8 protein-coding genes and 2 pseudogenes are annotated in these 14,098 nt (G+C 57.4%); 8 read left to right on the forward strand and 2 right to left on the reverse strand.

What is annotated here, in order from left to right:
- Nucleotides 1-181: transposase (locus tag H8B02_RS36755; RefSeq protein WP_229170691.1), on the reverse strand; the 181-nt coding region annotated here is incomplete at its 3' end.
- Between the two features lie 89 nt (nucleotides 182-270).
- On the opposite strand from H8B02_RS36755, the pseudogene H8B02_RS36760 reads away from it, so the two are divergent.
- The 8 genes and pseudogenes from H8B02_RS36760 to H8B02_RS36800 all read left to right on the forward strand — a co-directional run.
- Nucleotides 271-518, forward strand: a pseudogene (locus H8B02_RS36760) (IS66 family transposase); the annotation flags it as partial.
- Between the two features lie 545 nt (nucleotides 519-1,063).
- The gene (gene ectB, locus H8B02_RS36770; RefSeq protein WP_376711760.1) at nucleotides 1,064-2,332 is read left to right on the forward strand and encodes a diaminobutyrate--2-oxoglutarate transaminase; all 1,269 of its coding nucleotides are present in this window, start codon (nucleotides 1,064-1,066) and stop codon (nucleotides 2,330-2,332) included.
- 19 nt (nucleotides 2,333-2,351) lie between these two features.
- Entirely contained in the window at nucleotides 2,352-3,242 is an 891-nt protein-coding gene (locus H8B02_RS36775) for a crotonase/enoyl-CoA hydratase family protein (protein WP_229170693.1), read from the forward strand.
- A gap of 601 nt (nucleotides 3,243-3,843) precedes the next feature.
- On the forward strand, nucleotides 3,844-4,500 hold the full coding sequence (locus tag H8B02_RS36780; RefSeq protein WP_229170694.1) for a hypothetical protein: 657 nt from the start codon (nucleotides 3,844-3,846) through the stop codon (nucleotides 4,498-4,500).
- A gap of 348 nt (nucleotides 4,501-4,848) precedes the next feature.
- Nucleotides 4,849-6,222 carry an aspartate aminotransferase family protein gene (locus tag H8B02_RS36785; RefSeq protein ID WP_229170695.1) on the forward strand — a complete coding sequence of 458 codons (1,374 nt, stop codon included), beginning with the start codon at nucleotides 4,849-4,851 and terminating at the stop codon, nucleotides 6,220-6,222.
- A gap of 957 nt (nucleotides 6,223-7,179) precedes the next feature.
- Nucleotides 7,180-8,478: an 8-amino-7-oxononanoate synthase family protein gene (locus H8B02_RS36790; protein WP_376711761.1), complete on the forward strand. Its 1,299-nt coding sequence runs from the start codon at nucleotides 7,180-7,182 to the stop codon at nucleotides 8,476-8,478.
- Between the two features lie 633 nt (nucleotides 8,479-9,111).
- Nucleotides 9,112-9,906 carry an SDR family NAD(P)-dependent oxidoreductase gene (locus H8B02_RS36795; protein ID WP_229170696.1) on the forward strand — a complete coding sequence of 265 codons (795 nt, stop codon included), beginning with the start codon at nucleotides 9,112-9,114 and terminating at the stop codon, nucleotides 9,904-9,906.
- A gap of 609 nt (nucleotides 9,907-10,515) precedes the next feature.
- Nucleotides 10,516-12,963, forward strand: a complete 2,448-nt coding sequence (locus tag H8B02_RS36800; RefSeq protein ID WP_229170697.1) for a CaiB/BaiF CoA transferase family protein — start codon at nucleotides 10,516-10,518, stop codon at nucleotides 12,961-12,963.
- Between the two features lie 923 nt (nucleotides 12,964-13,886).
- On the opposite strand, the pseudogene H8B02_RS36810 reads toward H8B02_RS36800, so the two are convergent.
- Nucleotides 13,887-14,098 (reverse strand): annotated as a pseudogene (locus H8B02_RS36810) (transposase); the annotation flags it as partial.

Raw genomic sequence — 14,098 nt, forward strand, 5'->3', positions numbered from 1 at the left:
GCCAGGTAAACAATTGTTGTGGGGTCAGCCCGTGTCGACGGGCAATCTCGGAAACGACCGCGCCTGGTACCAGCGTCTCCTCGACGATCCGGGCCTTGTCGTCCTTGGAGAACCAACGACGGCGTCCCGTCTCCGTAATTACTTCCAGCCGGCGCGCCTCCGACTTAAGCGTATGGTCCAAGCATAGACACAAGCCGATCCCTTCAAAGAGATCGTGAGGCTCGCCTATCAAATGTGCCGCGAGAAGGCGGGAGCGGAACGACGCTTACGCTGAATCGGCAGAGCCAGCGCTTCAAATGCGAAGGCATCGATCTGTCGATCTCGACGTTGGCGGACCAGGTCGGGGCCGGAGCCTTTGCCGTCAGGCCGGTCTTTGAACTGATCGAAGCCTATGTGCTCTCCGCCAATAGGCTTCGCGGCGACGACACCAGGATCCCGATACTAGCGAATGGAAGACGAGCACCGGCCATGTCCACGACGACCCGCCATTTGGCGGGCAAGGTTCGCCGGCGGCGCTCACCATCGGTCGCCTCGCCTGGGATCTTGGCGAAGACGAGGGCTGGCTAGGGGACGTCGCCAATGAAATCGGATCCCGAGGACGGCCTTATCTGGGTCTTCGGCCTCGGTGACGATGCGTCATGGCGTTCACCGACTTCGGCATCGAAAACCTATTGGAGCTCTTCAAGATGCACAAGGAAAACCCCGCGCACCTCAATGAAATCGGTGATCCACCGTCCGCAGCTTAGCTCGGATGGATCCCTTTTTACCGCAAGGCGATTCAATGCTCGGAGATCGACGACGCGCGCGTACATGGCAAGCTGATGCGTAGCGTTGACTCACGGAATTCTACTAACTTTAGTAGGTTCGTCGTTCCCGGCTTTCAGGTAGTGACTGCAGCCGATCTGGAAGATACGCGGGCTGCAACGTGATATCCCGCCAAAGCCGGTGGCACGTTTCGGTCAGCTGTCCAAGGCTCGTGCGCTGGGAGAGGCGTACTTGTTCATTGAACGACCCGCTTGCTGAGGAGGCGACCATGGGTGGAGTGACTCGCGAGTCACGTAAAATGCACGCCTTCGAGGTCTTAGAATCAAACGTTCGCTCGTACTCACGCTCGTTTCCGGCCATATTCAGTCGAGCGCGCGGCTCCATTATGCTAACGGAGGGAGGGCGAAAGGTCATTGACTTCCTCTCCGGTGCTGGAGCGCTGAATTACGGCCACAACAATCATCAGATCAAGGCTGCAATCACTGAGTATCTAGCATCGGATGCTGTAGTCCACGGCCTTGACATGGCGACCCCTGCAAAGCGAGAGTTTATGGAGATTTTCAGCTCTGTCATACTTCGGGAACGGAATCTGCAATACCGGTTTCAATTTACTGGGCCAACAGGTGCTAATGCTATTGAGGCGGCTCTAAAGCTCTCACGCAAAGTCACGGGACGTCAAAACATCATTTCATTCACGAATGGATATCATGGCATGAGTTTAGGAGCGATTGCCGCGAGCGGTAATCGTTTTTATCGTGCAGCCAGCAGCGTTTCTTTGGCGGGTGCCACATTCATGCCCTATGATGGTTATCTTGGGCCAGCTGTTGATACAACGGATTACCTGCAAAAGGTGCTGACGGACGAAAGCAGTGGCGTCGATCGTCCAGCTGCCATTCTCGTTGAAACTGTGCAGGGAGAGGGCGGTATAAATGTAGCTAGCAAGGAATGGTTGCAATCAATTCAGGCCATAGCAAGGGATGTGGGCGCCCTTTTCATAGTTGACGATATCCAGATGGGCTGCGGTCGCACGGGCGAATTCTTTAGCTTCGAGTTCGCGGCGCTGTCGCCAGATATCGTCGTACTGTCGAAATCGCTAAGCGGGTATGGTCTGCCACTCTCAATGTTGTTGATTAAAGAGGGGCTCGACGCATGGCGGCCAGGAGAGCACACAGGCACGTTTCGAGGGAACAATCTAGCGCTTGTATCTGGGACCGCAGCCATAAATCTTTATTGGCGCAGTCCGACATTCTCGCAGGGGGTTCAGCGCATGGGAGAACTTGTGCGGCGTCGACTTGAGGCCATCGCGGCCGACTATGGGAACAGTTTTGCTGTTCGAGGGAGAGGCTTGGCGCTGGGGTTTGATTGCCAAGCGGCCGAAATCGCAGAGGCAACGATGCGCAAGGCATTTAAGAAGGGATTGATTGTCGAACGATGCGGACCCGTTGATCAGGTTGTAAAGGTTTTACCGGCACTCACGATCGATCCTGAGACCCTAAATCGAGGCCTTGAGATATTCCAGGAATCCTTGGCCGAAACACTGAAACAGACCAGGAGCGCGGTGATCTGACCCCGACGAAGGAAGCAGCATGGCCTACAAGACCATCAAATATGAGGTTGTTGAGCAGATCCTCACCATTACGTTGAACCGGCCGGAGAAGCTCAACGCTTGTACTGTCACCATGGAGCACGAATTGATCGACGCCTTCGACCGCGCTGATAGGGATGACGACGTTCGTGCCGTCATCGTAACCGGCGAGGGCCGCGCATTTTGCGCCGGCGCCGATCTTTCGCGGGGCGCCGACACGTTTGACACCGACGCGAAGCGCGGACCTGTGAAGAGGCTGCCTGATGGCACGATCGACTATAGCGATCCGAAGGTAAGCGACAGCAGCGGTCACCTCACGTTGCGGATCTTCAGATGCCTCAAGCCCGTTATCGCCGCAGTGAACGGGCCGGCCGTCGGCATGGGGGTGACCATGCAACTCGCGATGGACATCCGCATTGCGTCTGAGGCGGCGCGCTTCGGCTTTGTATTCTCCCAGCGTGGCGTTGTGCCGGAGGAAGCCTCAAGCTGGTTCCTGCCGCGCATCGTCGGCATCGCGCAGGCGCTCGAGTGGTGCTACACCGGCCGCGTCTTCCCGGCGTCGGAGGCGCTTTCGGGGCGGCTAGTCAGCAAGGTGGTACCGCCTGATCAACTGCTGCCGACCGCTCGCACGCTAGCGCGCGAGATCGCCGTGAAGGCCGCGCCGGTGTCGATCGCGCTCATCCGGCAGATGATGTGGCGCATGCTGGGCGCCGACGATCCCATGGAAGCCCACAAGATCGACAGCCGCGGCTTTTATACGCGCGGCCGTTCCGCCGATGCCAAGGAAGGTGTGATGGCATTCCTGGAGAAGCGGCCCGGGGTGTTCAAGGACAAGGTGTCCGTCAACATGCCTGACTATTTTCCGTGGTGGGCAGAACGGGAATTCAAATGATCATCCATCGTTCCGCGCCATGCGAAACGCGAGCCCAGACCGTGAATCAGTGATGTAGTTAGTAAGGGGGACGCTCATCCCGTGGGAGAAAAGCAACCGCATCATTGCGACTGCGCAGTGCAAAGGCGAACGAGTTATCCTCAGGATAACGAACTCATTTCGGCATTGAGGTGAAGTGAGCCAGCGGCCCAAGGCAATTATCGATAGTGAAATCCGGCCAGGCAAAACGATCCAGCTCACTAACGGACCACTCGTGAGGAGCGGGGTCTTCCCGCTCATAGCGGTTGATGAGGAGGTATGCTCGACCACGGTTACACGCTCGCTGACCTGGTCCGATGGTCTGCCTCAAGCTTCAGTACCATCGACACAGCCTTGCCTCGAGAACGCTCCGTCGCCGTGTGCTGACATGAGTCGAGATCGGGTCCTCCAATGCCGAATATAATGTCCTCACCAAAGTAGGTAGTATCTCGATCCATTGTCGGTCCTGTACCGTTAGTTGCCAACTCGGCGCATAGGCTAGGACGCAGCTCATCGCTGCTAGTTCCAAGGTGCAGCAATGACAAGAGTAGTTGATCCGTTGCAAGTCTCGCGTTTCCTTAGAGTGTATGACGACGTCGCCGCCCAAAAAGGAATCAGGCTTTCAATGGGATTCGATTTTCATGAATATGTCTCGATCACACGCGTCCTTCCGACAAAGAAACCGACATATCCAAATTTCCGCCCCGATCGCTCGCCGATCAAACTAGGCGAGGGATACTGGATGAAAGGAGTCGACAAGAATAACGAGGTCGCGCTTGTCGAGGCTGCCCGGCTGTATGACCTTCCGCACAGCAACTTTGCAGAACATCTTCAATCGTTGAAGGCGTTTTACGCTGACCCGACCATACACGCACATCCTCGGGACCGTTGTATTTGCACAGCACCAAGTGCGAAGAATATTACCGGGAAAGTAGCGTATCACGGGGATTTCTGGTTGCGAAGAGATTTTAGAGGACAGGGCATCCCCGAAATCATGGCTGCAATACTGCGAGGTGTGTCTTTTTCCATGTGGGCTCCCGACTTCTTGTGTGGGCTTGCAGCGCGCTGGACACTGAATAAGGGCGTTCTTGCGCAATACGGACATACGCATCATGAAGCCGGCGGGTCGATCCTGCAGCTGGTAGAAGAGGATATTGTGGACGACGACTTACTTGTCTGGCTAACCGGCGAGGAGCTGAGGAGCCTTGTTGAGCGCATAACACCAGCGAGCTGGCTTTAGCCCCAATTCGGCATTGCCGTGCAATATCATCATGCCGAGGCTGTGCGTGTGAGCGTCACCATGATGGCGATCTGAAGCGCAGCGAGTGAAGTACCGCGTGGTCATGCTGGCGAGGCGAAGCCGAAGCGGCTGTTGCGGCCCACGGCCGCGAGGTGCGTCTATCAGCGGGGCTCTACCGCCGTGCTCCGCGATACATGGACGTGCGTCGCGATGTTCTTGTCGGCTGGATCTCATGTGGAGAAAAGCCGGCGCCGCGGAGGCATCCCGCCGAATGGCGGGGCGAGGTGACCCTCCGACAGCCACTGCTTGGCCAACTTCAGAAATAACAAATAGATCGATGAGTGGACCGTGAACCAGGATTTTGCAAGTTCTAGTGTGCCGCGAACCAGACGGGCTGGGCAGAACTCAAAGGACAGTTTTGCCCGCGCGAGGCTGGTTTTCCCTGACGGCACCTCTCGAGTGACAATCGAACGGGATCCGGTCCCGCTCTATATCCAGCGCGGAGTGGGCAGCTATCTGTTCGATGTCGACGGTCGCCGATTTCTCGATCTCAATGGAAATTTTACGACGTTGATCCATGGTCATGCGTTTGCTCCCGTCGTGGAGGCGCTAACCCATCAGCTCCAGCGCGGAAGCTGCTTCGCAAATCCGACAGAGAGCGAGATCGAACTCGCCGAGCTTCTTTGCGGCCGGATTCCGCGCGTCGATCGTGTTCGATTCGTCAATACGGGGACTGAGGCCGTGCTGTTTGCGATCAAGGCGGCGCGAGCCTTCACCGGACGTTCGAAAATCGCCAAGCTCGAGGGTGCTTATCATGGTGCCTACGACTGGGTCGAGGTGAGTCAGGCAGCTACGCCGGACAATTGGGGTGATCCTACCGCGCCCGCGTCTGCTGCGTTCTATCGCGGAATGCCGGCAAGCGTGCTCGATGACGTGGTTGTGCTCCGTTTCAACGATGCTGAAGGCGTGCATCGGTCGTTGTCATTGCATGCACACAAGCTTGCCGCCGTCATTCTTGATCCAATGCCAAGTCGCGGTGGTCTAATTGCGCCGAAACCCGAATTCATAGCTGCGGTACAGAAAGCTGCCCGTGAGAGCGGCATTCTGGTGATTGCCGATGAAGTGCTGAATCTCCGGCAGAGTTTTCGGGGTGCTTCTGCCCGCTATGGCCTTGTTCCAGACCTTGTCACCATGGGGAAGATCATCGGCGGCGGTTTGCCGATTGGAGCGATCGGTGGTCGCGAGGACGTGATGAAGGTATTCGATGCCTCGGTGGGCCGGCCGCAGCTTCCGCAAGGCGGCACGTTTTCCGCAAATCCTCTATCCATGATGGCTGGTCTTGCCGCAATGCGGCATTTGGATCATGCGGCTTTTGCACATCTGGAGGTGCTTGGAAACATTGTCCGGAACGGAATTGGTCGGGCTATCTCAAACCGGGGCGTGCCGCTATGCGTGACCGGGGCCACCTCACTCTTTCGCATCCATCCGATGGCACAGACGCCGAAAGACTATCGTGAGGTCTATCCCGTCCCCGCCGGGGCAACTCTAATGAAGCGGCTCACACGCTTTTTTGCGGAGAACGGCATCATCCTGCCGCATGGCGCTGCTGCTTCGCTCTCAACGCCGATGACACGCGCCGACGCCGAGTTCATCGTCGATGTGTTCACCGGCTTCCTCGACAGCCATCGAGATACGTTGGATGCGATAGAGGTGCGCACATGATCAAGGCGACGGTTGCGACACGTCCCGCCCGTGCTTTGTTACGTCGTGCCTTAAGATGATCGGCTAGAGTCTGGCCTTCGGCCGTCATCCTGGCGTGCGGGACGTGCGTCTCGAGCCGCGCTGTGGAGCTATCTTTACGAGCGTGTCGGGTCGGACCGCGGTTGTTGCAGTTCAGAATATTTGGGTCCAGATCTTTGATGTGTCGCCTCCTCGCCGAGGCTTACAATGCGCGCGTACCCGTTGTAGGCTTGGTGAGGAGGTCGAACACAATCGGCCTTCCATTTCTCATTAGTGGAAGCTTCTGTGGAAAGGGCAGGTGCGACTATTGTCGAAGCCACCCTGCAACCGGAGTGCCGAAAGCACATCGTTGCGGCGGCGCTGACTTCAGATTCAATACGAACGAACAGCTGCTGTAGCTTAGGCGTAGGAAGGGCAGACAAAGAAGTCGACGAGCGGAATGGAACTCCGCACAGAGGCAAATTCGATCGAACCGTGAGTCGTCTGGCTGCTTGAGGCGCGTCATGGGTCTTTTGCATTATGAAGCTGGTACGACCAACCGAACACACAACATCGTCAAGGCGCTTCACCTTTCTGTTGTTCGCATTCACGGCGGCAGCTGTGATCTCTATTCTAAAGTAGCTTGGCAGGGCTCCGAGAGTAGTAACGACCAGCCGGCAGCATCGGCACAGCGACTGCTCGCTCAGGCCAGGCTGGCCCTCATGGCCGCTATCACAGCGAGGGCTCGCCAACGTGGACACGCCTTGCTCAGGTCTGTCGCGCTCTAGCCTGTCGGATTTGGTAGCTGTCCAAGCGATGTCGCCGGTGATTGAGTTTGTTTGAAGCAAGTGGATCGATCGAGCCGTCCGCAGGATTTGTATGGAACCGAAAGTGCGATCCGATATCGTCAAGGCGCCTCGTAAGCAATCGTCTAAGTCGACGGCGGTGGTTGCCATGGAAATGGAGAATGAAATGCAACAGCGGAGCCCGCTCTCCAGTAAAGATCGACCGGCCGGACATTTTCGCAACACCGCCTACATGATCAATAAGAGTCGTCCACATTTCGATGCAGCCCATGCGGCTGGTCTCATGGCCGTCCAGGGACGTTCGACCACCGGACGCGCCTTTTCCTTAGGAACCGGACCGATTGACGATCGACCGGAGATAATTGATTTCGTGCGATGCTCCTACCTGGGCCTGGACAATCATCCCGTGATCGTTGCCGGTGCGGTCGACGCGATTGAGGCGCATCAGTCGTTGCACTGGTCATGCGCACGAACGCGGCTCAACTTTGATCTTTTGGCGGAGCTCGAGGCAAGCCTATCGGAGATGTTCTGCGCACGCGTGATCGCGTTTTCTTCCGTCATGCTCGCCAATCTCGGCGGGCTGCCCCTCCTTGCTTCGGGAGGATTGACGGGCGGAACAAAGCCCCTCGTCGTGTTCGACCGCCTTGCGCACATATCGCTCGCCTTTCACAAACCGGTAGTCGCCGATGAAACGCGGATGGAAACGATTGCGCACAACGATATCGACGCTCTCGAACGCTTGTGCCGCGAACATCCAGTGGTCGCGTATGTATGCGATGGTGTCTACTCAATGGGAGGGAATGCCCCCGTCAAAGAATTGCGCCAGCTCCAGGAACGTTACGGACTCTTTCTCTATATCGATGACGCTCATGGCATATCGCTATTCGGAGACCAAGGCGAAGGGTTCGCTCGCTCTCAGTTTCCGCAAGTGTTGGGTGACCGCACGATCATAGTAGCTTCGCTGGCAAAGGGATTCGGCGCGTCTGGCGGCATGGTGATGCTGGGAACGGCTGATCACGAGAATCTGTTTCGGCGCTATTCGATTCCCTATGCGTTTTCGGTGGCACCCAATCTAGCGGCGGTTGGCGCGGCGCTCGGCTCGTGCAAGATTCACCGGTCGGAAGAGCTCGGCGAGCGGCAAAGGCGGTTGGTGCAACGGATCAGGGCCTTTGACAGTGGCGTTGCAACAGCCGAACAAGGTAATCCGTTTCCAATTAGAATGATCGCCATCGGATCCGAAACCAAGGCGATTGCTATCGCCAAAGAGCTTCTAGATGCCGGCTTTTATACTTCCGTTACGTTCTTTCCAACTGTCGCTCAAGGAAGGGCAGGGATACGAGTGTGCATTACGGCCGATCATGAAGACGGCGATATAAAGCGGCTGTGCGACTGCATCTTGCAAGGGATACCTAACGCGACCGCCAAGCCACCTATGTCGCCGGCCTTGCTCTGAAGAGGTGACCTTCATTCAGTGGAGCGAATTTATGGAGCTGCCCGGCACAACCAAGTGGCTACCACCTCATTCGGACAAGGAGGATGAACGATCGACAACATTCGATCCATTGTTCGACTTCGAAGGTGGTTCCGGAGCTCTCAAGCCAACCGTCTCGGCGCGTCCGTACGCAAGAATGAATGCACACAAAGAGCGCGCCTATGCTCTACTGAGATGTGTTATCTTCGCTCAGTGCACCCAAGGAAATCATCCCGTATCGGGCGCCTTAGCGCAAGGCATTGGCATTAGCACCGTGCCCGTCCGCGATGTGATTTCCTCGCTCGTGTCAGCCGCGGCGACACACGCAAATCGGCTATCGGGAAAACGTCTACCGCTGCTTAAGCCGAGCGATGCCGCCCCAATGATCGATGGCGTTGCGCCGCGAAGGATAGGCAGACTCGATTGCAGGTTCACTTCATTGAATGTCCGAATGCCGCGCGGTCAAAACCCTCCAACCAAATACTTGCGCGGCCAGAGCGATCGAAAACCCGATGCTGTTTCCAGCAAGAGGCAACGCCAATTACGATGTTTCCTCCTGAATGGTGTACCCATGTGGCTTGGTGGCGCTGTCCCTACGCTGTGGGCGACCCTGTGATGGTCATGATCGCACTAGGAAACTCCAGTGGTCAAAGCGATGGGCGAGTTGCGCTCGTGACCGGGGGAGCACGAGGGATTGGACTGGGGATCGTCCGCCGGTTCTTGACCGATGGCTATCAAGTCGCTTTTGTCGCGACGAGGGCAGAGCATGTTGAGCGAGCGCTTGACCTTCTAGGGCGTCCGGAAGAGCGGCTCTATGCTGAGCAGATCGACATAACGCGACACAACGACGTTCGGGCGGTTGTTGACCGCATCCGGGCCCTCTGGGGCGACATTGCGATTTTGGTGAACAATGCGGGCGTCTCCCCCAAGCGCGTTAACCAGGATGTACCTTGGCTTTCGCAGACATCCGCCGAGGAATGGGCGCGTGTTATTGATGTCAATCTCACCGGCCCCTTCGTTCTCATGCGGCTCTTGGCACCAGCAATGATAGCGAAACGCTATGGACGCATCATTAATGTTGGGTCGCTCGCGGGGCGTGCCATGCCAATGATCGCTGGGCCACATTATGCCGCGTCGAAGGCGGGACTGGTCGGATTAACCCGCGCGGCAGCGCGGGATCTCGCTCCGCACGGTATTACTGTCAATTGTATCGCTCCCGGGCGAATTCTAAGCGATTTGACTGGACCACCTGACGCCGCGGTTAACCGGTCCGCTCTCGACCGAATTCCGGTCGGCCGCTTTGGAACTGCTGAAGAGGTGGCGCACGTCGCAGCTTTTCTGGCCTCGCCGATTGCGGGCTTTATCACTGGTGCAACCATCGATATCACGGGCGGCGAGTTCGCCGCCTAGGCCGATGTATACCGTGTTCTTGAGCCGCGTGTTGAACATCTCTTGTGGTCGCACGATCGATTTCGGTCATCCTCAGCTTGCGACTGCTAACGATATGATGCTGGTTCCATTTGAGCGTCGTCCGTTTCGTTCGGGTCAGATACTTCAAAGGTCGCATTCAGATTTGGTGAAGATCGATCTGGCGAATACGGGAAAGCGTTGTGTCCCTGCGCGATTCGACTTTCGTTCTTGCTTCTTTTCTCGCCGCTTGATTGACGGGCGAAGTCGATCGAGCAGGGTAAAGGTTATGTGCCGTTTGACATCGAAGGAGAAGAAGACAATCGCCGATCGTTCCGACCGCACAGGCTATTTTAGGAAACGGGAGACAGACTCTAAGCCATGAGCTCGGTTGCATCGCTTCTTTCGTTGTTCGAGAAGCGGACGTCATCGCTCCCACGAAGATGCGGTGTTTCATTGTGGCGCGGCTGCCCGCTGCCGTCGCGGATACCTCGTGCTAATCGCAAACACCTTTGTATCGGTACCTGGTAAGCAGAGCCGCGCTTGCGGTGTCGACGAGCTCGCGTCGCGTGGTTGCTGACTTCCGAAACATGAAGAGAAAAGGAACCGTCGATGGGAGTGTTGTCGTGCCTACGGGTCGTGGAAATCGGTAGCTCAGCCGCAACCAGCTATTGTGCTCGGTTGTTTGCCGATTTCGGCGCCGATGTACGGAAGGTCGAACCGCCAGAAGGAGACCCGCTTCGCCTGAGCGCGCCACAAACGCCAAGTGGCCAAAGCGGGTGGTTCGCATTCCTGAGCGTCAACAAATCGAGTATTATCATTGATGCCACCGACCCAGACGCGGTCACACGGCTGACGGAGCTGATTGAGGACTGCGACATTCTGATCGATGGGCGCGACGTTGATCCCGCAGATTGCCCGTCCATTGATGTGAGCGTGATTCGGCGGCGGCGACCCGGGTTGATCTACCTCGACGTGAGCTGGTTTGGCGGCGAGGGGCCCTATGCGGGATTCGCTGCGACCGATTCCACGATCCGCGCGCTCGCAGGGCTCATCAAGCTGACTGGACCAGTCGAGGGCCCACCAATGTACGCGCCGGATTTTCAGACGGGTATTCTTGCTGGCCTGTGGGGCTTTATTGCCGCGACCTGTTCGGCGTTTGCGCGAATGCAGGGCGGAACAGGGCGGTCGTGGTCGCTCAGTATTTTCGAATCGAGCCTTGTTCTCAGCGAGTATCAACTGTTTGAGGCGGTAACGCGCAGCGACATGATCCGGCGGATTGGTATTAACCGCTTCTGGCCGAACTTTCCAACCGGCATTTACGAAACCAAGGAAGGTTGGCTCGGTGTTACGACAATCACTCCAGCACAATGGCGCGCGTTTTGCGACATGCTCGGCCTGCCCGAATTGCGTGATGATCCGGGTCTGGTGCTCGGCGGGGATCGTCTACATCATGTAGAGCAGGTCGAGCGGAAGTTCACGCCGAGGCTGAAGACGCGGACAGCGCGCGAATGGTTTGCGGAGGGTCTGAAACGCAAGATCCCGATCGTGCCAGTACCCGAAATATCCGATCTGCTTCAGGATAAGGAGAAGAAGGAACGCGGCGCAATCGTGCGCGTCCTGCTTGGCGCAGAAGAAGGGCTGACGGTGGGGGCGATGCAGGGGCTGACGTTGACACCACCCCGCCGCGGAGGAAGGGTTCCGGCTCCTGGTGATCAGCAGGGTTTCGTGAATGCCGGAAGAAAGCTGAGCCGCACTGCGTCGGCGTCGTCTGGTCCCATCGATGCCGGCAGGCTGCCGCTGCATGGAATTCGCGTCATCGACTTCTCGATGGGGTGGGCGGGTCCGTTGTGTACGCGCACACTGGCTGATCTCGGTGCGGACGTCATCAAGATTGAGGCCATCCAGTATCCGGACTGGTGGCGCGGTGTTGACCGGCGCCCCGCTTACGTGGATGGGCAGATGTATGAGAAGACGTTACGCTTCTGCATGATAAACCGTAATAAGCGTGGTATCACTCTCGACCTGACGCGGCGGCCGGGCCGTACTCTCGCCAAGCGGCTTGTAGCGGGTGCCGATATTGTCATCGACAACTATTCGGTCGACGTACTGCGAAAGTTCGGGCTTGGCTACGACGTGCTCAGAAAGCTCAATTCTCGCCTCGTCATGATGTCAATGTCAGCCTTTGGCACGAACAGCGTCCATCGCAATTGCCGGGCTTACGGCTCGACCCTCGAGCAGGGCTCGGGGTTGCCGAGCGTGATCGGCAACGCGGGTGATCCGCCTGTGATGAGCCACGTCGCCTTCGGGGATGCTGTTGGCGGGTTGAACGGCTGCGCTGCAGTTCTGGTTGCGCTGATTCACGCCAGCAACACCGGGCAGGGACAGTTCATTGATCTTGCTCAGATCGAATGCATGATGCCGTTCGCGGCGCCATGGATTACAGTCCATTCGATCGGCGGTACGCCACCGACGAGATATGGGAATAGACATCCGCAGTTCGTGCCGCACGGCTGCTTCCGCTGTGCGGGCGCGGACAACTGGATCATGGTAGCGGTGACCGATGAGGACATGTGGCAGAGGCTGGCCCTCCGTATTGGCCGGCCAGATTGGGCTACCGACGTATCGCTGAAATCTGCTGAAGGGCGCCGCGGCATCGAGGATGTGATCGAAGAAAGCGTCGAAGCCTGGACGGTCACCCGCGATGCGGATCGGGCTATGTTCGAGTTGCAGGCTGTAGGGGTTGCGGCCGGCGTGGTCCACCTTCCGATTGATCTGCTCAAGGATCGACATCTCAGGTCGCGCGCGTATCTGCAGGAAGTCGAACGCGTTTTCATGGGCTTGCATCCGCAGCCCTCCATGCCAATCCGCGAGGGGGAAGGGCCCTATGCGATCCGCACAGCGGCGCCGACGCTGGGACAACATAACAGGGAGATCCTATCAGGGCTTCTCGGACTCTCCGACGCCCAGATAGCACGCTTGGAGATGCAGGGCATCATCGGTACGGCGATGCTCTCTGAGAGGGAGCTCGCAAAAGGAACTAAAGTGTCGTCGGATTGACAAGTCGACGCGACGGTCCAGATTGGTGAGCCCTCGGGGCTCTCCCCGATTGTCGGAGATTGATAATGCGTAAGGTTCGGTCCGGTCTTCCGCTAGAACGGCCGGCGCAGCACCACTTCGTCCAACAAGAAGTTGATTGTTGCAAAGACGAGATCACCAATAGTTAACCTAGGTTAAACGTCGATAACTTCCCGTTGTGCGCACGGTGTGCAGCATTAAGGTCCCGCACGTCAACGCGACGTGCCGCACGCTTCCCGTCGTGAATTGACAACCAAGTAAATGGTCGCAATCACGCATTGACGATCTGCCCCTCATAGGCGCAGCAGAGTGTCGGTCGCTGCTCTCATTTGCGGCGACGTATCAGGTCAAGGATACTTGGATTGTCGGGGATATCGAGTTCGGGCGAACTTCGATGATGGCTTCTGGATGTTGGTCATTCTCGATCAGCACGAACACGGAACTTTCGGCCTGTGCTCTTTGCGGAATGTATATTCGGTAGTGCGCTCCACGCGGCTCACGAACCGGCGGGCCAAGGGTAAGGGTCGAGCCGCAGGCGGCAATTGGGTGTTCCGTGCCGTGGCTGAAGGCCCTATGCTTTGCGAGTTGGAGTGGCGCCTAGCTGCTTTTAGCTCCATCTCGATTTGGATGATATATCCGATGGCGGAATGGAGGCGGGTCCGATCGTGGAAGCCCTCCATGAAGGCGAAGATGTCGCGCTGGGCCTCGGCGCGGGTCCGTATTGGCGATGGTGAACGAGTTCGGTCTTCAGAGCATGGAAAAAGCTCTCCACCGGGGCATTGTCATAGCAGTTGGCCTTGCCGCTCATTGAACCGATGATGCCGGCGGCCGACAGGAGCGCACGATAGTGGTGTGAGGCGTATTGGGCGGATTCAAAAGGTCGTCGCAACACCAATTGTTTTCACTCATGACAGTAATTCGTCAAGCGCTTCTGCCGGCGTTTTCCAGCCCAGTGTCTTTCTCGGTCGGGCGTTGAGGGCCGCTGCTACAGCGGATATTTCGTCGGCGCTGTGGATGCTCAGGTCTTCGGAAAGTACTGCCGCAGCAACCCGTTGGTGTTCTCGTTAGTGCCGCGCTGCCAAGGGCTTTGCGGGTCGCAGAAGTAGACTTGCATGCC

This window comes from Bradyrhizobium altum (assembly GCF_020889705.1).
Taxonomy (GTDB): Bacteria; Pseudomonadota; Alphaproteobacteria; order Rhizobiales; family Xanthobacteraceae; genus Bradyrhizobium; species Bradyrhizobium altum.

What these genes read in the sequence shown, in the direction of transcription:
- H8B02_RS36795 (WP_229170696.1), top strand. Translation starts at nt 9,112, where the DNA reads ATGGTCATGATCGCACTAGGAAACTCCAGTGGTCAAAGCGATGGGCGA.
- ectB (WP_376711760.1), top strand. Translation starts at nt 1,064, where the DNA reads ATGCACGCCTTCGAGGTCTTAGAATCAAACGTTCGCTCGTACTCACGC.
- H8B02_RS36790 (WP_376711761.1), top strand. Translation starts at nt 7,180, where the DNA reads ATGGAGAATGAAATGCAACAGCGGAGCCCGCTCTCCAGTAAAGATCGA.
- H8B02_RS36800 (WP_229170697.1), top strand. Translation starts at nt 10,516, where the DNA reads ATGGGAGTGTTGTCGTGCCTACGGGTCGTGGAAATCGGTAGCTCAGCC.
- H8B02_RS36775 (WP_229170693.1), top strand. Translation starts at nt 2,352, where the DNA reads ATGGCCTACAAGACCATCAAATATGAGGTTGTTGAGCAGATCCTCACC.